Here is a 22,684-nt window from a genome sequence, read left to right on the forward strand (position 1 = left end):
TGCTACCTAAAAAAGAACTCTGAATCCGATTCAGAGTTCTTTTGTGTTTGATTGGTTTATTCCCACTCAACTGTTGCGGGTGGTTTACTTGTAATATCGTAGACGATACGGTTTACGTGATCCACTTCATTTACGATACGTACAGAAATCTTTTGAAGGACTTCCCAAGGAATTTTGGCAAAGTCAGCTGTCATACCATCGATAGAAGTGATGGCACGAATGGCGATGGTGTAGTCATAAGTACGACCATCACCCATAACACCGACTGAACGAACGCCTGTGTTGACAGTGAAGTATTGCCAGATATCGCGGTCAAGACCAGCTTTAGCAATTTCTTCACGAAGGATTGCGTCTGACTCACGAACTGTTTCAAGTTTTTCTTCAGTGATTTCACCCATGACACGGATAGCGAGTCCTGGTCCTGGGAATGGTTGACGCCATACGATGTGGTCTGGCATACCAAGCTCTGTACCGAGGGCACGGACTTCGTCTTTATAAAGAGTGTTCAATGGTTCAATCAATTCAAACTGCATGTCTTCTGGAAGACCACCAACATTGTGGTGTGATTTGATGGTTTGAGCAGTATCTGTACCAGACTCAATCACGTCAGTGTAAAGCGTTCCCTGAGCAAGGAATTTTACATCTTTTAGCTTACTAGCTTCGTCATCAAAGACATAAACAAACTCGTTTCCGATGATTTTACGTTTTTGCTCAGGATCAGAAACACCTGCAAGTTTATCAAGGAATCGTTTAGCAGCGTCTGCTTTAACGATATTCAAACCAAACTTACCACCAAGCATGTCCATAACTTGGTCAGCCTCTCCCTTACGGAGAAGACCGTGGTCTACAAAGATACAGATCAATTGATCGCCGATTGCTTTCTGGAGAAGAACGCCAACAACAGAAGAGTCAACACCACCTGATAGGCCGAGAAGAACACGCTTGTCACCTACAGTTTCACGGATTTTTTTGATCTGCATATCGATGAAGTTGTCCATTGACCAGTCGCCTTTAGCCTGACAGATGTTAAGGGCAAAGTTGCGAAGGATATCATTCCCGTATACAGAATGGCGAACTTCTGGGTGGAATTGGATACCATAGATGTGCTTGTCAGGGTTTTCAATAGCTGCATAAGGACAGTCAGCAGAAGTTCCAGTACGAACAAAATCAGCTGGAATCTCTGTAACAGCATCGCCATGGCTCATCAAAACAATCTGTTCTTCAGGAGTCCCTTCAAAGAGGGCAGAAGTGGTATGGGTAAGTGGTGATTGGCCATACTCTCGGTTACCAGCATCACCTGCAGGGACAACTTTTCCTCCAAGTTTATGAGTTAAAAGTTGCATACCATAGCATATTCCTAAAATTGGAATGCCAAGTTCAAAAATTTCTGGGTCAATATCAAATGAACCATCTTCGTATACAGAGTTTGGTCCACCAGAGAGGATGATCCCTACAGGGTTAATCGCACGAACCTCTGCGGCTGAGATTTTATGACTTTTTAACTCTGAAAAAACACCGATTTCACGAATACGGCGTGAAATTAGCTGGTTGTATTGGCTACCATAGTCCAGCACGATGATTTTTTCGACATCTTGCAAATCAGTTGAAATGTTGCTCATCTTTTTCCTTTCTCAAAAGAAATATCTTTTTCAATATTCTATCACAAATAGGGGCGAATTACCAACTAAACAAGGCAAAGTTTGACTTTTTATTAGCAAATACGGTACAATGGAGAAAATAAAGAAAAGAAGTGAGAATCATGTTACCAGCTTATATGAAAATCCACGATCAGATCAAGAAGGATATAGATGAGCATCATTGGAAAATCGGAGAGAGACTTCCAAGTGAGCGAGATTTAGCTGAACAGTTTCAAGTTAGCCGGATGACATTACGCCAGGCTATCTCTCTCTTGGTTGAGGAAGGAGTTTTGGAGCGTCGTGTAGGAAGTGGGACTTTTGTCTCTAGCACTCGTGTCCAAGAAAAAATGCGGGGAACGACTAGTTTTACGGAGATTGTCAAATCTCAGGGGAAAGTACCTTCCAGCCAACTCATTTCTTACAGAAGAACCATTCCAAATGAGCAAGAGGTCGCTAAGCTAGGGATTACTCCGACAGAGAATATTATCCGCATGGAACGGGTGCGTTACGCTGACCAAGTTCCGCTAGTCTATGAAGTCGCATCCATTCCTGAGAAATTTATTAAGGATTTCAAAAAAGAAGAAATCACCAGTCATTTCTTCCAAACCTTGCAGCAACATGGCTATCGGATTGGTAAATCCCAACAGACCATTTATGCGAGATTGGCTAAGGAAAAGATTGCTCACTATCTGGAAGTTGAAAAGGGGCATGCCATTTTAGCCTTGACTCAGGTCTCTTATCTTGAAGATGGGACGGCTTTCGAGTATGTAAAGAGTCAATACGTGGGCGAACGCTTTGAATTTTATCTTGAAAATAACTAGTCTAGAAAGGCTAGTTTTTTGTTTTCTTAAAAGATTAGAATTGTCAAAACAATCTGTCTAGGCTTGATTTTATTGCTTATTTACTATAAAATGAGAAGGAAAAACGTCAAACTTTTATATTGCAAATAGGAGAAAAAATGACAAAAACATTAAAACGTCCTGAGGTTTTATCACCTGCAGGGACTTTAGAGAAGCTGAAAGTAGCTGTTCAATATGGTGCGGACGCAGTCTTCATCGGTGGACAGGCCTATGGTCTTCGTAGTCGTGCAGGAAACTTCACCTTTGAACAGATGGAAGAAGGAGTCCAGTTTGCTGCCAAGTACGGTGCCAAGGTCTATGTGGCTGCTAACATGGTTATGCACGAAGGAAACGAAGCTGGTGCTGGAGAATGGTTCCGTAAGTTGCGTGATATCGGGATTGCCGCAGTTATCGTGTCAGATCCGGCCTTGATTATGATTGCAGCAACAGAAGCACCAGGTCTAGAAATCCATCTTTCAACCCAAGCCAGTGCGACCAACTATGAAACTCTTGAGTTCTGGAAAGAACTTGGTCTAACTCGCGTGGTTTTGGCCCGTGAAGTTTCAATGGAAGAATTGGCAGAGATTCGCAAACGTACAGATGTTGAGATTGAGGCCTTTGTCCATGGAGCCATGTGTATTTCCTACTCAGGTCGCTGTACGCTATCAAATCACATGAGTATGCGTGATGCCAACCGTGGTGGTTGTTCACAGTCTTGCCGTTGGAAATACGATCTTTACGACATGCCATTTGGTCAAGAACGCAAGAGTCTTAAAGGTGAAATTCCAGAAGAATTTTCAATGTCAGCCGTTGACATGTCCATGATTGACCATATTCCAGATATGATCGAAAACGGTGTAGACAGTCTCAAGATTGAAGGTCGTATGAAGTCTATTCACTATGTTTCAACAGTAACAAACTGCTACAAGGCGGCTGTGGATGCTTATCTTGAAAGTCCTGAGAAGTTTGAAGCCATCAAACAAGACTTGGTAGACGAGATGTGGAAAGTTGCTCAACGTGAATTGGCAACAGGTTTCTACTACGGTACACCGTCTGAAAATGAACAGTTATTTGGCGCTCGTCGTAAAATTCCTGAATATAAGTTTGTCGCTGAAGTGGTTGCGTATGATGATGCGACTCAAACGGCAACCATTCGTCAACGCAATGTCATCAACGAAGGCGATCAAGTGGAGTTTTATGGACCAGGTTTCCGTCATTTTGAGACCTATATTGAAGATCTTCATGATGCCAAGGGTAATAAAATTGACCGTGCTCCAAATCCAATGGAACTCTTGACAATTAAAGTCCCACAACCTGTTCAAGCTGGGGACATGGTTCGCGCTCTCAAGGAAGGTCTTATCAATCTCTATAAAGAAGATGGAACCAGCGTCACAGTTCGTGCCTAGAGAAGGAAAAGTGAATGAATCAAGCACAAGGTTTGTTAGTTGATGATGAAGGCAGATGTGTTCATTATCATGGCGAAAAGGACATCGTTTCTCTTCAGTGCTATGAGTGTAAAAAATATTATGCTTGCTATCAGTGCCACAATGCTATAGAAACGCATGTTTTTTCGCCCTATCCTTTGGCGCTTTCTGAGGATCGACCGATTTTATGTGGGGTTTGTAAGAGGACAATGACTTTCCAAGAATACCAAAAACAGATGGCTTGTCCTTACTGCAGTGCTCCATTTAATCCAGGTTGTAAACAACACTATTCCTACTATTTTAAATAAACTGAAAAATACAAGTTTCAAACTTGTATTTTTCAGTTTATTTCAGAAAATATAGTAAAATCAAGAAAAACTCGCAATCTAAAATGGAAAAACTTTCTATAGAATGGTGTAAAAATAGCAAAAATAGAAATATATTATCTGAAACGCTTTCAACGTAAGTAAAAAGTTGACAAATCAAAATTTTAGGACTAAACTAAGTAAGTAAATTTTAAATAAAAGGAGAATTCATCATGAATTTAACATTTTTCGGTCTTTGTCTTGCCTGTATGGGTGTATCTCTTGCAGAAGGTATGTTGATGAACGGTTTGTTCAAATCAGCAGCTCGCCAACCAGACATCATCCCACAATTACGTAGCTTAATGATCATGGGGATTGCCTTTATTGAAGGAACGTTCTTGGTTACCCTCGTCTTTTCATTCGTCATCAAATAGACAAATGGAACGAGAAGAAAAGGGAGGATTCTAGATGGAAGAAAGTATCAATCCAACCATCAATATTGGTCCTGTTACCTTTGATTTAACCATGTTAGCCATGACCTTGTTGATTGTGGGAGTTGTTTTTGGCTTTATCTATTGGGCAAGTCGCAATATGACTTTGAAACCCAAAGGAAAGCAAAATGTACTTGAGTATTTCTATGACTTCGTTATTGGATTTACAGAACCTAACATTGGTAAAAGCTACATGAAAGACTACTCGCTCTTTTTCCTTTGTCTATTTCTATTTATGGTACTGGCAAATAACCTCGGTTTGATGGCCAAACTTCAAACTACAGATGGGACAAACCTTTGGACATCGCCAACTGCAAATCTCCAGTTTGACTTGGCCTTGTCATTTGGAATTATCCTGATGACCCATATTGAAGGGATTCGTCGCCGTGGGATTAAAAAATATCTAAAAGCCTATATCACACCTGGCTTTATGACTCCCATGAATATCTTAGAAGAGTTTACCAACTTTTTATCACTTGCCTTGCGGGTGTTCGGAAATATCTTTGCTGGAGAAGTGATGGCTAGTTTGCTAATCACTCTATCTCATCAAGCTCTATATTGGTATCCAGTTGCTTTTGGTGCTAACTTGGCTTGGACAGCCTTTTCTGTCTTTATTTCCTGCATCCAAGCCTATGTGTTTACCATGTTGTCTTCTATGTACTTAGGAAATAAGATAAATGATGGAGAAGAGTAGAAAGGAGTAACAGATGCACGTAACAGTAGGTGAATTAATTGGTAACTTTATTTTAATCGCTGGCTCTTTTATCCTTTTGATTGTCTTAGTTAAGAAATATGCGTGGTCAAACTTGACAAGTGTCTTCGAAGAAAGGGCAAATAAAATTGCTGCTGATATTGATGGAGCTGAACAAGCTCGTCAAAAAGCAGAAACTCTTGCTCAAAAACGTGAAGATGAATTGGCTGGAAGTCGCAACGAGGCCAAAACAATCATTGAAAATGCTAAAGAGACTGCAGAAAAGAGTAAAGCAGATATTCTGGCAGATGCTAAAGTAGAAGCAGGTCGCTTAAAAGAGAAGGCGAATCAAGAAATTGCTCAGAATAAAGCTGAGGCTTTGCAAAGTGTTAAGGGCGAGGTGGCAGATTTGACCGTTAGTCTCGCTGGTAAAATCATCTCAAAAAACCTTGACAGTCATGCTCATAAGGAACTCATTGATCAGTATATCGATCAGCTAGGAGAAGCCTAATGGACAAGAAAACAGCAAAGGTAATTGAAAAATACAGCATGCCTTTTGTCCAATTAGTGATTGAAAAAGGAGAAGAGGACCGGATTTTTTCAGACTTGGATCAAATCAAGCAAGTCGCAGAAGAAACGGGCTTACCTTCTTTTTTAGCTCAGGTGGCAGTTGATGAGTCTGATAAGGAAAAAACAGTTGGTTTCTTTCAAGACTCTGTCTCACCTTTAATGCAAAACTTTATTCAGGTTCTGATTTACAATCACAGAGCAAATCTTTTTTATGATATCATTGTTGATTGTTTGAATCGTCTTGAAAGAGAAACCAATCAGTTTATAGTCACGATTTCTTCAGCTCATCCTTTAACAGATGAACAGAAGGAACGTTTGCTTCCCTTGATAGAGAAAAAAATGTCTCTGAAAGTACGGAGTATTAAAGAACAAATTGATGAAGGGCTCATTGGTGGTTTTGTCATTTTTGCTAATCACAAGACAATTGATGTGAGTATTAAACAACAACTTCGAGTTGTTAAAGAAAATTTGAAATAGAAAGTGGTGTTCTTTTGGCAATTAACGCACAAGAAATCAGCGCTTTAATTAAGCAACAAATTGAAAATTTCAAACCCAATTTTGATGTGTCTGAAACAGGTGTTGTAACCTATATCGGGGACGGAATTGCGCGTGCTCACGGTCTTGAAAATGCCATGAGTGGAGAGTTGTTGATCTTTGAAAACGGCTCTTATGGGATGGCGCAAAACTTGGAGTCTACAGACGTTGGGATTATCATTCTTGGAGACTTTACAGATATTCGTGAAGGTGATACCATTCGCCGTACAGGTAAAATCATGGAAGTACCTGTGGGGGACAGCCTAATCGGACGTGTTGTCGACCCACTTGGTCGTCCAGTTGATGGTCTTGGTGACATCCATACTGACAAAACTCGTCCAGTAGAAGCGCCAGCTCCTGGTGTTATGCAACGTAAGTCTGTATCAGAACCATTACAAACAGGTTTGAAAGCTATTGACGCCCTTGTACCGATTGGTCGTGGTCAACGTGAGTTGATTATCGGTGACCGTCAGACAGGGAAAACAACCATTGCGATTGATACGATCCTGAACCAAAAAGGTCAAGATATGATCTGTATCTACGTAGCGATTGGACAAAAAGAATCAACAGTTCGTACGCAAGTAGAAACACTTCGTCAGTACGGTGCCTTGGACTACACAATCGTTGTGACAGCCTCTGCTTCACAACCATCTCCATTGCTCTTCCTAGCTCCTTATGCTGGAGTTGCTATGGCAGAAGAGTTTATGTACCAAGGCAAGCATGTTTTGATTGTTTATGATGATCTTTCAAAACAAGCGGTCGCTTATCGTGAACTTTCCCTCTTGCTTCGTCGTCCACCAGGTCGTGAAGCCTTCCCAGGGGATGTTTTCTACCTTCACAGCCGTTTACTTGAGCGCTCAGCTAAAGTTTCTGATGAACTTGGTGGTGGATCTATTACAGCCCTACCATTTATCGAGACACAAGCAGGAGATATCTCTGCCTATATCGCAACCAACGTGATCTCTATCACTGACGGACAAATCTTCCTTGGTGATGGTCTCTTCAATGCGGGTATTCGTCCAGCCATTGATGCGGGTTCATCTGTATCCCGTGTAGGTGGTTCGGCACAGATTAAAGCCATGAAGAAAGTTGCTGGTACACTTCGTATCGACCTTGCTTCATACCGTGAGTTGGAAGCCTTCACTAAGTTTGGTTCTGACTTGGATGCAGCAACACAGGCTAAGTTAAACCGTGGACGTCGTACTGTGGAAGTATTGAAACAACCTGTTCATAAACCACTACCTGTTGAGAAACAAGTAACCATTCTCTATGCTTTGACACATGGTTTCTTGGATACGATTCCTGTAGATGACATTGTTCGTTTTGAGGAAGAGTTCCATGCTTTCTTTGATGCTCATTATCCAGAGATTTTGGAAACCATTCGTGAAACAAAAGACTTGCCAGAAGAAGCAGTCTTGGATGCTGCGATTACAGAGTTTCTCAATCAATCCAGCTTCCAATAAGAATAGAGGTGTCAGATGGCAGTATCTCTAAATGATATTAAAACAAAAATCGCCTCAACCAAAAATACTAGTCAAATCACTAATGCCATGCAAATGGTATCGGCTGCCAAGTTAGGTCGCTCTGAAGAAGCAGCGCGCAACTTCCAAGTTTACGCTCAGAAGGTTCGTAAGCTTTTGACGGATATTCTGCATGGTAACGGATCTGGTGGTTCAACCAATCCGATGCTCATCAGTCGCCCAGTTAAGAAAACAGGCTATATCGTTATTACTTCAGACCGTGGCTTGGTTGGAGGTTATAATGCTTCCATCCTTAAAGCTGTTATGGAGTTGAAAGAAGAATACCATCCAGATGGTAAAGATTTTGAGATAATTTGTATCGGTGGTATGGGAGCTGATTTCTTTAAGGCTCGTGGTATTCAGCCAATCTATGAACTACGTGGCTTGGCAGATCAACCTAGTTTTGATGAAGTTCGTAAAATTATTTCAAAAACGATTGAGATGTACCAAAACGAACTTTTTGATGAATTGTACGTCTGCTACAACCATCATGTCAATACTCTCACAAGTCAAATGCGTGTGGAACAAATGCTTCCGATTGTTGACTTGGATCCAAATGAAGCGGATGAAGAGTATAGCTTGACATTTGAGTTGGAAACGAGCCGTGATGAGATTCTAGAGCAGTTGTTGCCACAGTATGCCGAAAGTATGATTTACGGGGCTATTATCGATGCCAAGACAGCTGAGAATGCTGCAGGTATGACCGCCATGCAAACGGCGACTGATAATGCCAAAAAGGTCATCAATGATTTGACAATCCAGTATAACCGTGCTAGACAGGCGGCGATTACACAAGAAATTACAGAAATCGTAGCGGGGGCTAGTGCCTTAGAATAAGGCTTTGCCTCCCTCGTATCAAAATGAACTTAGGACCTAGTTGAGCTAGGAACCGACAGTATCTTATATAGAATAGGAGAAGGAGATGAGTTCAGGTAAAATTGCTCAGGTTATCGGACCCGTTGTAGATGTCTTGTTTGCAGCAGGGGAAACACTTCCTGAGATTAATAATGCACTTGTCGTCTACAAAAATGACGAAAGAAAAACAAAAATCGTCCTTGAAGTAGCCTTGGAGTTGGGTGATGGTATGGTCCGTACGATCGCCATGGAATCAACAGATGGTTTGACTCGTGGAATGGAAGTTTTGGACACAGGCCGTCCAATCTCTGTACCAGTAGGTAAAGAAACTTTGGGACGTGTCTTCAACGTTTTGGGAGATACTATTGACTTGGATGCTCCTTTCGCTGAAGACGCTGAGCGTCAGCCAATTCATAAGAAAGCTCCAACTTTTGATGAATTGTCTACCTCATCTGAAATCTTGGAAACAGGGATTAAGGTTATCGACCTTCTTGCCCCTTACCTTAAAGGTGGGAAAGTTGGACTCTTCGGTGGTGCCGGAGTTGGTAAAACTGTCTTGATCCAAGAGTTGATTCACAACATTGCCCAAGAACATGGTGGTATTTCAGTATTTACCGGTGTTGGAGAACGTACCCGTGAGGGGAACGACCTTTACTGGGAAATGAAAGAATCAGGCGTTATCGAGAAAACAGCCATGGTATTTGGTCAGATGAATGAGCCACCTGGAGCACGTATGCGTGTTGCTCTTACTGGTTTGACAATCGCCGAATACTTCCGTGATGTAGAAGGCCAAGATGTGCTTCTCTTTATCGACAATATCTTCCGTTTCACTCAAGCTGGTTCAGAAGTATCTGCCCTTTTGGGTCGGATGCCTTCAGCCGTTGGTTACCAACCAACACTTGCTACGGAAATGGGTCAATTGCAAGAACGTATCACATCAACTAAGAAGGGTTCTGTAACCTCTATCCAGGCTATCTATGTGCCAGCGGATGACTACACTGACCCTGCGCCAGCAACAGCTTTCGCTCACTTGGATTCAACAACAAACTTGGAACGTAAGTTGGTACAGTTGGGTATCTACCCGGCCGTTGACCCTCTAGCTTCAAGCTCACGCGCCTTGGCACCTGAGATTGTTGGTGAGGAGCACTACGCAGTTGCTGCTGAGGTTAAACGTGTCCTTCAACGTTACCATGAATTGCAAGATATCATTGCTATCCTTGGTATGGATGAACTTTCTGATGAAGAAAAGACTTTGGTTGCACGTGCCCGTCGTATCCAGTTCTTCTTGTCTCAAAACTTTAACGTTGCCGAACAATTTACTGGTCAACCTGGTTCTTATGTGCCAGTAGCGGAAACAGTTCGTGGCTTTAAGGAAATCCTTGAAGGAAAACATGACCAGTTACCAGAAGATGCCTTCCGTGGTGTCGGTTCAATCGAAGACGTCATTGCTAAGGCAGAAAAAATGGGATTTTAAGAGGTGATCTATGGCTCATTTAACTGTCCAGATCGTGACACCAGATGGCCTCGTCTATGATCACCATGCCAGCTTTGTATCGGTACGAACTCTGGATGGTGAGATGGGGATCTTGCCACGACATGAAAATATGATTGCGGTTTTAGCGGTTGATGAAGTGAAGGTAAAACGTATCGATGATGATACTCATGTGAACTGGATTGCAGTGAACGGAGGAATTATCGAGATTGCCAATGACATCATTACTATTGTAGCAGACTCAGCAGAACGTGCTCGTGATATCGATATCAGTCGTGCTGAACGTGCAAAACTTCGCGCTGAACGAGAAATCGAAGAAGCCCATGACAAGCATTTGATTGACCAAGAGCGTCGTGCAAAAATCGCATTGCAACGTGCTATCAACCGTATCAATGTCGGAAATAGACTATAAAAAAAAATGAACTTGAAACTCAAGTTCATTTTTTTTAATGTGGGAAGTTGATGCAGACTGCTTCAGGGACATGAAAGTCGTTAGAAAGTTCTGCAAGACGACCACTTTTAGGATTGCGTTTAAAGACGGTTGCGTTATCAGAATCTTGATGAACAGCAATGAGAAACTCTTGATCAGGAGTTAGGTCGAAATCACGTGGATTTTTACCATGACTTGGTACAATCTCTAATAATTCCAAGCTACCATCAGCGAGGATTGTATAGACTGCAATGGAATCATGACCTCGGTTAGATGCATAGAGGTATTTGCCATCTTTTGAAAGACGAATGGCAGCAGTAGCATTGAAGCCTTCGTATCCATCTGGTAAGGTTGAAATGACTTGCATGCGTTCAAATTCACCGACCCCATCATAAATCAAGACCTCGATAGTGCTATTAAGTTCGCAGATGAGATAGGCAATCTTATAGTGGTGGTGGAAAACGATGTGGCGAGCACCTGCTCCAGCTTGGCCGTGATAAGTGTGGAGCTTACTTAGTTTTCCTTCTGGACTAACATCGTAGGTCGTTACTTCATCTGTACCTAGATCACAGGTGACGAGATACTGGTCAGGTGTTAGATCTGTAAAGTGTACATGTGGAGAAGTTTGGTTTTCATGAGGGCCTTGTCCTCTATGCTGATCTAGATCCGTTTGGATGAGGCTACCATCCGTTTGGCGCTTATAAACTAGAACTTGGCCTTTGTGGTAGTTAGCTCCGTATACGAGACCACGTTTTTCATCCACTGCCACATAGCAATGGGGAGCGCCTTCTTCAACCACATGATTTAGCAAAGCGCCATCTGTCTTGTATGCAGCGATTCCACCTAAGCCATCCTGGCTTCCTACGGTGTATATGTGTTGCTGTTGGTCAAAGGCAAGGTAGGTCGGACTTGGTTCAGCAGCAAAGAGTTCAAGATCTGCAAGCTGGCCTGTTTCTGTATCAAAATCTGCCTTGTAAATCCCTTTAGATAAGCGACGAGTGTAAGTTCCAAAATAAACAGTTTCTTTCATGTCCATACCTCTTAATAATGATAAGTTTATTATACCACAAAATGGCAGTCATGAAGCATCAGATTCATCCATGTAAGCACTTTAAAAAAGAGTTATTTTAGTCTAAAAATGGTATAATGAGAGAATGACAGAAAGGATGTATTTATGGAACATAAAGAGAAACATTTTAGCCTATCTTGGTTTTTTAAGTGGTTTTTAGATAATAAAGCCATCACTGTATTTTTAGTAACCTTGTTACTGGGGCTAAACATTTTTATTCTAAGTAAGATTAGTTTTATCTTTTTACCGGTATTGGACTTTTTAGGGGTTGTCATGTTGCCAGTTATTTTATCTGGTTTACTTTATTACCTCCTCAATCCGATTGTGGACTGGATGGAGAAGCACAAGATCAATCGTGTTCTTGCCATTAGTATTGTTTTTGTCATTATCGGACTCTTTATCATTTGGGGATTGGCAGTCGCAATTCCTAATCTGCAACGTCAAGTCTTAAATTTTGCGAAGAATGTGCCGACATACCTGGAAGATGCTGATAAGGTGATCAATGACCTTGTAACCAAACGCTTGCCAGATGATTTTAGACCACAGTTGGAGCAGGTTCTTTCCAATGTTTCTAGTGAGGCGACCATGTGGGCCAGCAAAATCTCTTCTCAAGCTGTTAACTGGGTTAGCGCCTTTATCAGTAGCGTTTCCCAGGTCATTGTTGCGGTTATTATCGTACCCTTCATGCTCTTTTATCTTTTGAGAGATGGGAAAGGTCTACGAGACTATTTGACTAAGTTTATCCCAAACAAGTTAAAAGAACCTGTCGGACAAGTTTTGTCAGATGTTAATAAACAGTTGTCAAACTATGTTAGAGGGCAGGTTACAGTTGCTATTATCGTGGCAATTATGTTTATTATCTTCTTTAAGATTATTGGTCTCAGATATGCTGTGACTCTGGGGATCACGGCTGGTATCCTCAATCTAGTACCTTACCTGGGTAGTTTTCTTGCCATGTTGCCTGCTTTGGTTTTGGGCTTGATAGCAGGACCTGTGATGCTTTTGAAAGTGATTATTGTCTTTATTGTTGAACAAACGATTGAAGGTCGCTTCGTTTCTCCGCTTATTTTAGGTAGTCAGCTAAACATCCATCCAATCAATGTCCTATTTGTTCTCCTAACTTCAGGTTCTATGTTTGGTATTTGGGGAGTCTTGCTGGGAATTCCTGTCTATGCTTCTGCCAAGGTCGTTATCTCAGCTATCTTTAACTGGTATAAAAAAGTCAGCGGTTTGTATGAAGAAGAAGGGGAGGAAATCAAGAGTGAACAATAGTCAACACATGCTCCAGGCTTTGGATGAACAGGATTTAATCAAAGCGGATCAGTATTTTCACAAAGCCCTCGAAACAGATTCAAGTGAAGTTCTTTACGAACTAGCAAGCTATCTAGAGGGAATTGGCTTTTATCCTCAAGCAAAAGAAATTTACCAAAAAATCGTTACAGAATTTCCAGAAGTGAATCTGAATTTAGCAAGTATTGCTAGTGAGGATGGCAATGTTGAGGAAGCCTTTGCTTACCTTGAGGAAATCACACCCGAAAGTGACTGGTACGTGTCGGCTTTGGCCTTGAAGGCTGACCTCTATCAGTTGGAAGGATTGACAGATGTAGCGCGTGAAAAGTTACTGGAAGCCCTAAACTACTCAGACGATCCCTTATTAGTTTTTGGTTTGGCTGAGTTGGATAGTGAGTTAGGAAATTATCAGGAAGCTATTCAGGGTTATGCTCAATTAGACAATCGCTCCATCTATGAGCAAACGGGTGTCTCAACCTATCAACGAATTGGCTACGCTTATGCCCAGTTAGGCAAGTTTGAAGCTGCAACTGAATTCTTAGAAAAAGCTTTAGAATTAGAATACGATGACCAAACTGCCTTTGAACTGGCTAGTCTTTACTTTGACCAAGAAGAGTATCAAAAATCTGTTCTTTACTTTAAGCAGATTGATACCATTTCACCTGACTTTGAAGGATATGAATATGGTTATAGTCAAGCTTTGCATAAGGAACATCAGGTGGAAGAGGCCCTTCGTATCGCTAAACAAGGTTTGGAGAAAAATCCATTTGAAACTCGGCTCTTACTGGCTGCTTCTCAGTTTTCGTATGAATTGCATGATCCTAGTAGTGCAGAGCAATTTCTCCTTACTGCCAAAGAAGATGCAGAGGATACAGAAGAAATTTTCCTTCGCCTTGCAACCATTTATATGGAACAAGAGCGGTACGAAGATATCATCGCTCTCCAAAGTCAAGAGCCTGAAAATCTCTTGACCAAGTGGATGATTGCCCGTTCTTACCAGGAAATCGAGGATTTAGATAAGGCCTATGAGCTCTATCAGGAACTATCGCTTGATCTCAAGGATAATCCTGAATTTCTGGAGCAGTATACTTATCTTTTGCGTGAATTGGGATATTTTGAAGAAGCCAAAGTGCAAGCTGAAGCTTATTTAAAACTCGTTCCAGATGATGTCCAAATGCAAGAACTCATAGAGACACTTTAAGGATTTCTATTTTTTGTAAAATTTTATTAACAGAAACGAATGACTTTAAATGAATGATTTGAAAGACCTCAGAGGTCTTTTCTTTTTTACTAATATAATATAAATGTTAGAATTTCTTATAGCCAATTTAGATGAAGTTTTGAACGATGAAAGCCTGCTACACCCTATAAAATAAGAGTTTAAAGGTATGATTTGAACATCGAACTACTATGAAATACTTGACAAATTTATATAAGAATATATAATAATAAATAGGGGAATCTATCCCCAAAAATAAAGGAGGCAAATGTTGTGAAAAAGATTAATAAAAAACTTTCTCATGCATTCATGGCGCTATTGTTAGTAGCTTCAGTATTTATCCCAGTACTAAGAACTAGCAATGTGGTTAAAGCTGCTGAACTACCATCTAGTAGCTATACGCTAACGACAGTACCGACAATTAACAATAATAAGTTAGTTGATGGTGCAGAGTATGGTGAAGGGAAATTTTACCTTCAAACCACTTACAAATTCGACAACTCAACAACGTTGAAGAATGGTGACTTTATGGTTTATAAAGTTCCAAATGAATTCAAAATTGAATCAGATTCAACTACTGAAATCTTTGGTAACGATGGAGTCACTAAAGTTGCTGAGTTAACGACAAATAAGTCTGTAAATACAGCGACTGTGACGGTAAGTAACGAAGATTATTTTGCTAACTTACCTGAAGAGAAACAAATTTCGGCCTTATTTACTGTTGTATGGGCTGATAATGTTGAACTCAATAAATCATATCCAATCGACATTCCTGGAGCAGGAGTATACAATTTGACTCGTATTGTTCCAGATGAGGATCCAACAGGATTTACTAAATGGGGAGTTCAAGATACGAACGATCCAAATTATATTAATTGGTATATTCGCGTAAACAAATATGCAAATCCTTATGAAGGCGTTTCGATTCAAGATACAATCCCTGAAGGGCAAGTATTAGCTAGTGAGATTACAGGTTACTACTTTACTGAATGGGGTAAGGATGAACATCATCCTCTTTTGAATCCAAGTCACATTGTTGTTCAAGATTCTAATCGCTTCACTATTACTCCAAATGGTAATGGTGATCTAACCAACCAAGGTTTGTATGTAGTTTATAAGACTCGTATCACAGCTCCAGTTGATAATACAACAAAGAAAGCTTTCAATAACGTTAAAATTACGACTTCGACTGAAAACTTTGATGTAGAAGGTTTTGCACCATTAACCACAACTGAAGGTATTAGTTCTGGTTCACGTTCTACAGAAGTTTCATTTGAGGTTTCTAAGCAGTTAAAAGGAAAAGACTTAGCTGCTGAAGAATTTAGCTTCCAACTACTTGATCCAAACGGATCAGTTGTGGAAACTGTTAAGAATGATAAAGATGGCAAAGTGAAATTTAAAGCCGTTAAATTCTCTACAGTGGGTACTTATAAGTATCAGATCAAAGAAGTTAATGATCAAAAACCAGGTTTTGCTTACGATGATAAGATCATTAACGCAGAAGTTACTGTGACAGATGTTTATGGTGAGAAGTTTGCAAGTGTTAAATATGACAATAAAGTTTTTGTAAATTCGTATTCTACTAAATCTGCAACAACTTCAATTACTGCTAAAAAAGTCCTAAATGGTAAAACTCTTGAGGCAGATAAATATGAATTTGAATTGAAAGAAGGCGACAAACTTGTATCTACAGCTAAGAATGCTGCAGACGGAACAGTTGCTTTCCCAGCGATTGAATACACTACTGCAGGAACTCACACATACACAATCACTGAAAAAGCTGGTAATGAAACTGGTGTAACTTATGATAAAAATGCTTATACAGTAACAGTAAAAGTTGTAGACAATGGTCAAGGTCAACTTGTAGCAACAGTTACAGGTAATAATCCAACCATCACAAATACTTATGCTGCTGAGACTCCAGGTTCTTCAGATAACAAACCTAAACAACCAGAAGAAAATAAAGAACTACCAAATACTGGTACATCTGAAATGACTATCTTGCTTACTGTTGTAGGAGTAGTACTTGCGTTTGGTTCCATTCTCTTATTCCGTTTCAAAAAAGTTAAATAATCTAGTTGAAAAATCTTGATGCCTTTGCTATGGCATCATCAAAGAGCCACTTGTATGGATAGTAGAAATGATACTATTCTTATAAAGTGGTTCTTTTTTTATATCTCTAGAGGTATGAAGTGAATGAGAGAAAACAGCGTTCTGTATCAATGAAATTTTTATAGATATTTGATAAAAAAATTGAATCATGGTCCTCTCAGATTTAGAAGTTAAACTTATATTCGAGTCTAGAATCCTTATAATTCTTCGAATTCTGTAAGATGATATTTCGCTCTTATTTCTTAGATAAAGGTGTATAGTTCAAGAATTATAGAATTTTTTTACAAAAACCCTTGCTAAATTGTTTATTTATGCTATAATAGGAACAATAATTTTTAGGAGGTGCAGTATGTCTTATATGTTTGAGATATTACCAAGTTTATTGAACGGTGCAAGTATGACACTTCAAGTCTTTGCTCTGGTCTTGATCTTTTCAATTCCTTTAGGTATTGTCGTTGCCTTTGCTTTACAAGTCCGCTGGGAACCCCTCCATTATCTGATTGACCTTTATATTTGGGTGATGCGAGGGACTCCCTTGCTCTTGCAATTAATCTTTATTTACTATGTTCTCCCTAGCATTGGGATACGTTTAGATCGTTTGCCTGCTGCTGTGATCGCTTTTGTATTGAACTATGCAGCCTACTTTGCTGAAATCTTTCGTGGTGGGATTGAAACCATTCCTAAAGGTCAATATGAAGCTGCTAAGGTCTTGAAGTTTAGTCCTTTTGACACAGTGCGCTATATTATTTTGCCTCAGGTTACAAAGATTGTCTTACCGAGCGTCTTTAATGAAATTATGAGTTTGGTCAAGGATACTTCATTGGTTTATGCCCTTGGGATTTCAGATTTGATTTTGGCAAGTCGGACAGCAGCCAATCGAGATGCCAGTCTTGTTCCTATGTTTTTAGCTGGAGCGATTTATTTAATCATGATTGGTCTTGTAACCATTGTAGCGAAAAGACTTGAGAAGAAGTACAGCTATTACAGATAGGAGGATTGCTATGTTAGAACTACGAAACATTAACAAGGCCTTTGGTGGCAAACAAATCTTAACCAATTTCAGCCTATCAATTCCTGAAAAGCAAATCCTTGCAATCGTAGGTCCATCAGGAGGCGGAAAGACAACCCTATTACGTATGTTAGCTGGATTGGAAACCATCGATTCGGGGGAAATCTACTATAACGGCGAATCGCTAGCTATAGACGAACTAGAAAAGCGTAATCTTCTGGGATTTGTTTTCCAAGATTTTCAACTCTTTCCGCATTTGTCAGTTCTAGATAACTTAACTCTGTCGCCCATAAAAACGATGAGCATGGACAAGGAAGTTGCTGAGAAGAAGGCGCGTGGTTTATTAGAACAACTTGGGTTAGCAGGACATGCAGATGCCTTTCCTTTCTCACTTTCAGGTGGGCAAAAACAACGAGTGGCCTTAGCACGTGCTATGATGATAAACCCAGAAATTATTGGATATGATGAGCCTACATCAGCCTTAGATCCAGAATTGCGATTAGAAGTGGAAAAACTTATCCTTCAAAATAAAGAGCGTGGGATGACTCAGATTGTTGTGACCCACGATCTTCAGTTTGCGGAAAACATTGCTGATCAGATCCTTAAGGTCGATCCAAAGTAGGACTAGGAGGTGCCTATGAAGAGAAAGAAAATTGCCCTTGTACTTGCTCTGTTCTTTAGCTTCTTCCTGATAGCTTGTACTCAGAAGGCAAGTGATCCAAGTCAGGATAATTGGGCCAAATATCAAAAACAGGGTAGCATTACCATTGGCTTTGACAATACCTTTGTTCCCATGGGATTTGAGGAAAAGAATGGCCAGTATGCAGGTTTTGATATTGACCTAGCCCAAGCTGTCTCTGAAAAACTAGGAATTCAGATTAAATTTCAACCCATCGACTGGGATATGAAAGAAACCGAACTACAAAATGGTACTATTGATGCCATCTGGAATGGATATACAGCAACAAATGAACGGAAAGAGAAGGTTGCTTTTACCATTCCTTACATGGAAAATCAACAAGTTTTGGTCTCTAAAAAGTCTCAAAATATTCACTCAATTCAGGATATGGCTGACAAAGTTTTAGGGGCTCAGGCTGGATCTTCTGGCTATTTGAATTTTGAAGGACAACCCGAACTACTCAAGAATCGAGTAAAAGATCAGAAGGCCAATCAATACCAAAGTTTTAATGAAGCCTTAATTGATTTGAAGAATGATCGGATTGATGCCCTTGTGATTGACCGGGTATATGCCAATTATTATCTCCAGTCTGAAGGAATATTAAATGACTACAATGTCTTTTCTGCTGGATTTGAAAGTGAAGCTTTTGCAGTGGGTGTTAGACCTGCTGATAAAACTTTGCTAGATGCTCTGAATCAAGCCTTTATCTCACTATACCAAGAAGGAAAATTCCAGGAAATCAGCCAGAAGTGGTTTGGGGAAGATGTAGCCACCAGTCAAGTTAAAAATCAAGAATAAGAAAAGAGATTGAGTTTTTTCTCAGTCTCTTTTTGCATTGAAAAATCCTCTGGAAAGTACCAGAGGATAAGAGCTTATTTCATTGTTGGGAAGAGCAATACATCACGGATAGTAGTTGTATCAGTGAGGAGCATGCAGAGACGGTCGATACCGATACCCAAACCACCTGTTGGTGGCATACCGTATTCAAGAGCCTCGATGTAGTCGTAATCGATACCTGTTGCTTCATCATCACCAAGTTCTTTAGCTTTGGCTTGAGCTTCGAAACGGCTAAGCTGGTCGATTGGGTCGTTCAACTCAGTAAAGGCGTTACCGTATTCCTTGGTCATAATGAAAAGCTCAAAGCGGTCAGTAAAGCGTTCGTCTTCAGGGTTCTTCTTAGCGAGTGGAGAGACAGCTACTGGATGACCGTAGACAAAGGTTGGTTGAATCAAGGTTTCTTCAACGAACTCTTCAAAGAAGGCGTTGATAATGTGACCAACTTCAGTGTAATGTTTCTCAACTGGAACTTTCTTCTCAGCAGCGATAGCTTTAGCTTCTTCGAAAGTCATGTCTTGCCAGAAGTCTACACCAGTAATTTCTTTGATGGCATCCACCATGTGAACGCGTTTGAATGGTTCGTTGATTTTGATTTCAGTTCCTTGATAGTTTACTGGACCATCGCCCTTAACTGCTTTAGCAGCGTGTTGGATAATGCCTTCGGTCAAATCCATGATATCTTGGAAGTCTGCATAAGCTTGGTAAACCTCGATAGAAGTGAACTCAGGGTTGTGAGTGGCGTCCATTCCTTCGTTACGGAAGATACGGCCAATTTCATAGACACGTTCCATACCACCAACGATAAGGCGTTTCAAGTGAAGCTCAGTCGCGATACGAAGCACCATGTCAATGTTTTGGGCATTGTGGTGAGTGATAAATGGACGAGCAGCAGCACCACCAGCTTCATTGTGAAGAACAGGTGTTTCCACTTCAAGGAAACCTTTTTGGTCTAGATAACGACGGATTTCAGAGATGATTTTTGAACGAGTGACAAAGCGTTCAAAGCTTTCACGGTTAGAAATCAAGTCAAGGTAACGTTTACGATAAATTGTTTCAACGTCAGTCAAACCGTGGAATTTCTCAGGAAGCGGGCGAAGTGCTTTAGACAAGTGTGTGATGTGAGTTGCCTTGATAGAAAGTTCTCCCATATCTGTACGCATGACTTCACCTTCGACACCAAGGAAGTCACCGAGGTCAGCCTTTTTGAAGATTTCGTAGTTTTCTTCACCGACTTCATCTTTACGAACGTAGATTTGGATTTGACCTTCACGGTCTTGGAGATGGGCAAAGCCAACTTTCCCTTTACCACGTTTAGTTACTAAGCGTCCAGCGATAGTAGCAGTTTCATTTAATTCATGTAATTGTTCTTTATCAAGTTCTGCAAATTTGTCTTTAAGCTCTTGTGAGTTAGCAGTACGTTCAAAACGTTTTCCGAAGGGATCGATTCCTTGTTCACGGAGCGCAGCCATTTTTTCACGGCGAACGATCTGCTGGTCATTTAGTTCTTCCATATGTTCTGTAGACATGGGTTCCTCCTAATTTTACTCAAAATTTGATACGATGAGTCATTTTTTGCGATACTCCCATTTTATCATAAATAGCAGAGAAATTCACGGATATTCTTTGAAAACTAAAAAGAACTTGACTATTAAGATCAAGTTCGATTATTTTTCTTGATAGGAAGTGTCATTCCATCTTTCCAGAGTGAAGGATTCAAAATCATTGGTCTCTAAAACTGTCAGACTAGCATTTGCCAAGCCTCCATCTTTGCGAAGGTGAGCCTCTTTATAGCCTAAGAGTGTACGCAGGCTAGCAGTGAGATTTGCCCCATGACCAACGATCAGAATGTTTTCAGCCGGACTTTCTTTCAGAGATTTGATAAACTGAATGGTTCGCTGAGTCGTAGAGTAGAGAGATTCGGCTTCAAACATCCTCGTATCAAACTGAGCCAGATTAGAGCGAAAGGCCTTGATTTGTTGAGGGTAGATGGCATTGAGCGTAGCAATTTTTAATCCCTCTAGTTTGCCAAGTTGCCATTCACGTAGGTCAGGAATGCTCTTCAAAGGACAAGGGGATTGGAGTTGACTTTGGATAATTTCAGCAGACTTAACTGCTCTGGGTAAGTCACTAGAATAAATCGTATCAAAATGAATTTCCTTGAGATGTTGACCCAGTTGTTTTAGTGTGTCAATGGACTCTGGAAGAAGGGGAGAGTCACCGCTAGCACCTTGAAAACGTCCTTCAAGATTCCAGACAGTCCGACCATGGCGGACAAAATAGAGTTTCATCAGTTGTTTTCCTCCAAGAGATCAGCAAAATCTGCTTTTACAAAGTTGGCTAAGTCTCGAGGTCGAATAATGATACTGTGCCCGACTTCTCCAGCAGAGACAATCATTTGGTCTAAATCCAAAGCAGTCTGATCAATAAAAATAGGATAATTGTGTTTTTGGCGAATGCCGACGGGGTTATTAGCCCCATGAATATAGCCTGTCGTTTTTTCTAGGTCTTTTTGTGGAATCATGCTGACTTTTTTATTACCAGAAACCTTTGCTAGTTTTTTCTCAGCGAGGTGTTCTGTTATGGGAACGATTCCGATGATTGGTCCCGTTTTGTCTCCTAATAGAGCCAAGGTTTTAAAGATATGAGTTCGATCATATTCCGAAGGAAGTTCACCCTCAAGCGCATTGATTTGAATACCAGAATGGTCAATACCCGCCTTGGTCAAGATTTGTTCGACCAAGGTTTTCTTAATCTTCACTTTTTTTGCCATTATTTATACTTATCCTCCAATTGACTCATCCAGATACCAAGCCAAATGCCAAGTGCAAAGAAGAAGGCGATGAGAACATAACTCACAATAGAAAGTCCAGTGTATTGGATACTTTCAGCACTTCCAGCATTTGGAATCAAAATCAAGAAGGTGCTTGATAGCACAATTCCAATAATAAAGTGATAAACACGGGAGTGGTAGTTGTTCAAGGCATGGTCCATTAATTTTGAAAAAATGATGAGTGTTGCACCTGCACCAATTCCGATAGGAAGGAAAGTACCGAATAAATCAAAGGTCTTAAAACCAGTTAGCATTGGAGCGTACAGCCCTAAAATCAAGAGTAGATTTGACGGACTTAAACCAGGCACCAAGACACCTAGAGCTAAAAGAGCACCCGCTAAGATAAAACTAGCGAAACTAGCACTGAGAGAACCAACAACAAAGTTTAGCGCGTAGAGCCCTAGGCCTGAAAGGATAAAGGTAGTCCAGAACCAGACTAGGTCAATCTTGTCACGATCAGATTCTCGAGTAGATTCTTTAAGGAGACTTGGAACTGTACCGATGATAGCTCCAGCAAAGCTCCACAAAACATAGACTTGATAATTTTCTAGCAGATACTCGATTGGATAAGAAAACAAACCAATGCCTAGCAACATCCCGATTGCTACTGGGATAAAGTATAGGACATTCTCTTTAAAATCCTTAAAGGGATGAGCCAGAAAGCTAATCATTCGCTCATAAATCCCCAAAATAGCTGCTAAAACACCACCTGAAATTCCTGGTAGGATAAATCCTAAGGCGATGACGATTCCTTTAATAACTCTTGCAATCCATGAAAACATCATAAAATCCTCAATTTCATAAAATTCTTTCTCTATTCTATCAATTATAACACAGACGAGAAGAAAATG

23 protein-coding genes are annotated in these 22,684 nt (G+C 40.5%); 17 read left to right on the top strand and 6 right to left on the bottom strand.

Annotation, left to right across the window (positions count from 1 at the left end; genetic code table 11):
• Nucleotides 1–56: 56 nt before the first annotated feature.
• Entirely contained in the window at nt 57–1,619 is a 1,563-nt protein-coding gene (guaA, locus tag EL140_RS03985; protein WP_000065697.1) for a glutamine-hydrolyzing GMP synthase, read from the bottom strand.
• A 140-nt stretch (nt 1,620–1,759) separates the two neighbouring features.
• Between guaA and EL140_RS03990 the strand changes: the two genes are divergently transcribed.
• The 11 genes from EL140_RS03990 to EL140_RS04040 all read left to right on the top strand — a co-directional run bounded on the left by EL140_RS03990 (nt 1,760) and on the right by EL140_RS04040 (nt 10,770).
• Entirely contained in the window at nt 1,760–2,458 is a 699-nt protein-coding gene (locus tag EL140_RS03990; protein ID WP_000936178.1) for a GntR family transcriptional regulator, read from the top strand.
• Between the two features lie 137 nt (nt 2,459–2,595).
• The gene (locus tag EL140_RS03995) at nt 2,596–3,882 is read left to right on the top strand and encodes a peptidase U32 family protein (RefSeq protein ID WP_000169095.1); all 1,287 of its coding nucleotides are present in this window, start codon (nt 2,596–2,598) and stop codon (nt 3,880–3,882) included.
• A gap of 14 nt (nt 3,883–3,896) precedes the next feature.
• Nucleotides 3,897–4,208, top strand: coding sequence for a CHY zinc finger protein (locus EL140_RS04000; protein ID WP_001070654.1), 312 nt, complete (start codon nt 3,897–3,899; stop codon nt 4,206–4,208).
• A 230-nt stretch (nt 4,209–4,438) separates the two neighbouring features.
• On the top strand, nt 4,439–4,639 hold the full coding sequence (locus EL140_RS04005) for a F0F1 ATP synthase subunit C (protein WP_001054556.1): 201 nt from the start codon (nt 4,439–4,441) through the stop codon (nt 4,637–4,639).
• A gap of 34 nt (nt 4,640–4,673) precedes the next feature.
• The gene (atpB, locus tag EL140_RS04010; RefSeq protein ID WP_000392869.1) at nt 4,674–5,390 is read left to right on the top strand and encodes a F0F1 ATP synthase subunit A; all 717 of its coding nucleotides are present in this window, start codon (nt 4,674–4,676) and stop codon (nt 5,388–5,390) included.
• Nucleotides 5,391–5,403: 13 nt separating this feature from the next.
• Complete coding sequence (atpF, locus tag EL140_RS04015) at nt 5,404–5,898, top strand: F0F1 ATP synthase subunit B (RefSeq protein WP_000558544.1); 495 nt, start codon at nt 5,404–5,406, stop codon at nt 5,896–5,898.
• Entirely contained in the window at nt 5,898–6,434 is a 537-nt protein-coding gene (locus tag EL140_RS04020; protein ID WP_000358982.1) for a F0F1 ATP synthase subunit delta, read from the top strand. The genes atpF and EL140_RS04020 overlap by 1 nt, the downstream gene beginning before the upstream one ends.
• 14 nt (nt 6,435–6,448) lie before the next feature.
• Complete coding sequence (gene atpA / locus EL140_RS04025) at nt 6,449–7,954, top strand: F0F1 ATP synthase subunit alpha (RefSeq protein WP_000996616.1); 1,506 nt, start codon at nt 6,449–6,451, stop codon at nt 7,952–7,954.
• A gap of 15 nt (nt 7,955–7,969) precedes the next feature.
• Nucleotides 7,970–8,848 carry a F0F1 ATP synthase subunit gamma gene (locus EL140_RS04030; protein WP_000301228.1) on the top strand — a complete coding sequence of 293 codons (879 nt, stop codon included), beginning with the start codon at nt 7,970–7,972 and terminating at the stop codon, nt 8,846–8,848.
• Nucleotides 8,849–8,933: 85 nt separating this feature from the next.
• Entirely contained in the window at nt 8,934–10,340 is a 1,407-nt protein-coding gene (gene atpD / locus EL140_RS04035) for a F0F1 ATP synthase subunit beta (RefSeq protein ID WP_000094372.1), read from the top strand.
• Nucleotides 10,341–10,350: 10 nt separating this feature from the next.
• Nucleotides 10,351–10,770, top strand: a complete 420-nt coding sequence (locus tag EL140_RS04040; protein ID WP_000940836.1) for a F0F1 ATP synthase subunit epsilon — start codon at nt 10,351–10,353, stop codon at nt 10,768–10,770.
• Nucleotides 10,771–10,804: 34 nt separating this feature from the next.
• Here the strand turns inward: EL140_RS04040 and EL140_RS04045 are convergent, their stop codons facing one another.
• Entirely contained in the window at nt 10,805–11,818 is a 1,014-nt protein-coding gene (locus EL140_RS04045) for a lactonase family protein (RefSeq protein ID WP_000665595.1), read from the bottom strand.
• 144 nt (nt 11,819–11,962) lie between these two features.
• Here EL140_RS04045 and EL140_RS04050 point away from each other — a divergent pair, with 144 nt between their 5' ends.
• The 6 genes from EL140_RS04050 to EL140_RS04075 all read left to right on the top strand — a co-directional run bounded on the left by EL140_RS04050 (nt 11,963) and on the right by EL140_RS04075 (nt 18,964).
• Nucleotides 11,963–13,129 (top strand): AI-2E family transporter, encoded by a 1,167-nt coding sequence (locus tag EL140_RS04050; protein ID WP_000400294.1) that lies wholly within the window; start codon nt 11,963–11,965, stop codon nt 13,127–13,129.
• Nucleotides 13,119–14,348 carry a tetratricopeptide repeat protein gene (locus tag EL140_RS04055; protein WP_001065925.1) on the top strand — a complete coding sequence of 410 codons (1,230 nt, stop codon included), beginning with the start codon at nt 13,119–13,121 and terminating at the stop codon, nt 14,346–14,348. Before EL140_RS04050 ends, EL140_RS04055 begins: the two co-directional genes overlap by 11 nt.
• 291 nt (nt 14,349–14,639) lie before the next feature.
• Nucleotides 14,640–16,439, top strand: a complete 1,800-nt coding sequence (locus EL140_RS04060; protein WP_000723552.1) for a Spy0128 family protein — start codon at nt 14,640–14,642, stop codon at nt 16,437–16,439.
• A 388-nt stretch (nt 16,440–16,827) separates the two neighbouring features.
• Nucleotides 16,828–17,469, top strand: a complete 642-nt coding sequence (locus EL140_RS04065) for an amino acid ABC transporter permease (RefSeq protein WP_000121153.1) — start codon at nt 16,828–16,830, stop codon at nt 17,467–17,469.
• Between the two features lie 10 nt (nt 17,470–17,479).
• Nucleotides 17,480–18,109 (top strand): amino acid ABC transporter ATP-binding protein, encoded by a 630-nt coding sequence (locus EL140_RS04070; RefSeq protein ID WP_000891743.1) that lies wholly within the window; start codon nt 17,480–17,482, stop codon nt 18,107–18,109.
• 15 nt (nt 18,110–18,124) lie between these two features.
• On the top strand, nt 18,125–18,964 hold the full coding sequence (locus tag EL140_RS04075; protein WP_000823407.1) for an amino acid ABC transporter substrate-binding protein: 840 nt from the start codon (nt 18,125–18,127) through the stop codon (nt 18,962–18,964).
• A gap of 74 nt (nt 18,965–19,038) precedes the next feature.
• Here the strand turns inward: EL140_RS04075 and lysS are convergent, their stop codons facing one another.
• From lysS to EL140_RS04095, 4 genes are all read right to left on the bottom strand, one after another.
• Nucleotides 19,039–20,529, bottom strand: coding sequence for a lysine--tRNA ligase (gene lysS, locus EL140_RS04080; protein WP_000102438.1), 1,491 nt, complete (start codon nt 20,527–20,529; stop codon nt 19,039–19,041).
• A 138-nt stretch (nt 20,530–20,667) separates the two neighbouring features.
• On the bottom strand, nt 20,668–21,291 hold the full coding sequence (locus tag EL140_RS04085) for a histidine phosphatase family protein (RefSeq protein WP_000780822.1): 624 nt from the start codon (nt 21,289–21,291) through the stop codon (nt 20,668–20,670).
• Nucleotides 21,291–21,773 carry an aminoacyl-tRNA deacylase gene (locus EL140_RS04090; RefSeq protein WP_001085904.1) on the bottom strand — a complete coding sequence of 161 codons (483 nt, stop codon included), beginning with the start codon at nt 21,771–21,773 and terminating at the stop codon, nt 21,291–21,293. Before EL140_RS04090 ends, EL140_RS04085 begins: the two co-directional genes overlap by 1 nt.
• A complete protein-coding gene (locus tag EL140_RS04095; RefSeq protein ID WP_002875597.1) occupies nt 21,773–22,615 on the bottom strand; it encodes a DUF368 domain-containing protein in 843 nt (280 codons plus the stop codon). Before EL140_RS04095 ends, EL140_RS04090 begins: the two co-directional genes overlap by 1 nt.
• Nucleotides 22,616–22,684 lie beyond the last annotated feature (69 nt).

This window comes from Streptococcus oralis ATCC 35037, from assembly GCF_900637025.1.
In the GTDB taxonomy this organism is placed as follows: Bacteria; Bacillota; Bacilli; order Lactobacillales; family Streptococcaceae; genus Streptococcus; species Streptococcus oralis.

What these genes read in the sequence shown, in the direction of transcription:
- EL140_RS04065 (WP_000121153.1), top strand. Translation starts at nt 16,828, where the DNA reads ATGTCTTATATGTTTGAGATATTACCAAGTTTATTGAACGGTGCAAGT.
- EL140_RS04090 (WP_001085904.1), bottom strand. Translation starts at nt 21,773, where the DNA reads ATGGCAAAAAAAGTGAAGATTAAGAAAACCTTGGTCGAACAAATCTTG.
- atpF (WP_000558544.1), top strand. Translation starts at nt 5,404, where the DNA reads ATGCACGTAACAGTAGGTGAATTAATTGGTAACTTTATTTTAATCGCT.
- EL140_RS04050 (WP_000400294.1), top strand. Translation starts at nt 11,963, where the DNA reads ATGGAACATAAAGAGAAACATTTTAGCCTATCTTGGTTTTTTAAGTGG.
- EL140_RS04000 (WP_001070654.1), top strand. Translation starts at nt 3,897, where the DNA reads ATGAATCAAGCACAAGGTTTGTTAGTTGATGATGAAGGCAGATGTGTT.
- EL140_RS04095 (WP_002875597.1), bottom strand. Translation starts at nt 22,615, where the DNA reads ATGTTTTCATGGATTGCAAGAGTTATTAAAGGAATCGTCATCGCCTTA.
- guaA (WP_000065697.1), bottom strand. Translation starts at nt 1,619, where the DNA reads ATGAGCAACATTTCAACTGATTTGCAAGATGTCGAAAAAATCATCGTG.
- EL140_RS04045 (WP_000665595.1), bottom strand. Translation starts at nt 11,818, where the DNA reads ATGAAAGAAACTGTTTATTTTGGAACTTACACTCGTCGCTTATCTAAA.
- EL140_RS04040 (WP_000940836.1), top strand. Translation starts at nt 10,351, where the DNA reads ATGGCTCATTTAACTGTCCAGATCGTGACACCAGATGGCCTCGTCTAT.
- EL140_RS03990 (WP_000936178.1), top strand. Translation starts at nt 1,760, where the DNA reads ATGTTACCAGCTTATATGAAAATCCACGATCAGATCAAGAAGGATATA.
- lysS (WP_000102438.1), bottom strand. Translation starts at nt 20,529, where the DNA reads ATGTCTACAGAACATATGGAAGAACTAAATGACCAGCAGATCGTTCGC.
- atpB (WP_000392869.1), top strand. Translation starts at nt 4,674, where the DNA reads ATGGAAGAAAGTATCAATCCAACCATCAATATTGGTCCTGTTACCTTT.
- EL140_RS04085 (WP_000780822.1), bottom strand. Translation starts at nt 21,291, where the DNA reads ATGAAACTCTATTTTGTCCGCCATGGTCGGACTGTCTGGAATCTTGAA.
- EL140_RS04075 (WP_000823407.1), top strand. Translation starts at nt 18,125, where the DNA reads ATGAAGAGAAAGAAAATTGCCCTTGTACTTGCTCTGTTCTTTAGCTTC.
- atpD (WP_000094372.1), top strand. Translation starts at nt 8,934, where the DNA reads ATGAGTTCAGGTAAAATTGCTCAGGTTATCGGACCCGTTGTAGATGTC.
- EL140_RS04020 (WP_000358982.1), top strand. Translation starts at nt 5,898, where the DNA reads ATGGACAAGAAAACAGCAAAGGTAATTGAAAAATACAGCATGCCTTTT.
- EL140_RS04030 (WP_000301228.1), top strand. Translation starts at nt 7,970, where the DNA reads ATGGCAGTATCTCTAAATGATATTAAAACAAAAATCGCCTCAACCAAA.
- EL140_RS04005 (WP_001054556.1), top strand. Translation starts at nt 4,439, where the DNA reads ATGAATTTAACATTTTTCGGTCTTTGTCTTGCCTGTATGGGTGTATCT.
- EL140_RS03995 (WP_000169095.1), top strand. Translation starts at nt 2,596, where the DNA reads ATGACAAAAACATTAAAACGTCCTGAGGTTTTATCACCTGCAGGGACT.
- EL140_RS04070 (WP_000891743.1), top strand. Translation starts at nt 17,480, where the DNA reads ATGTTAGAACTACGAAACATTAACAAGGCCTTTGGTGGCAAACAAATC.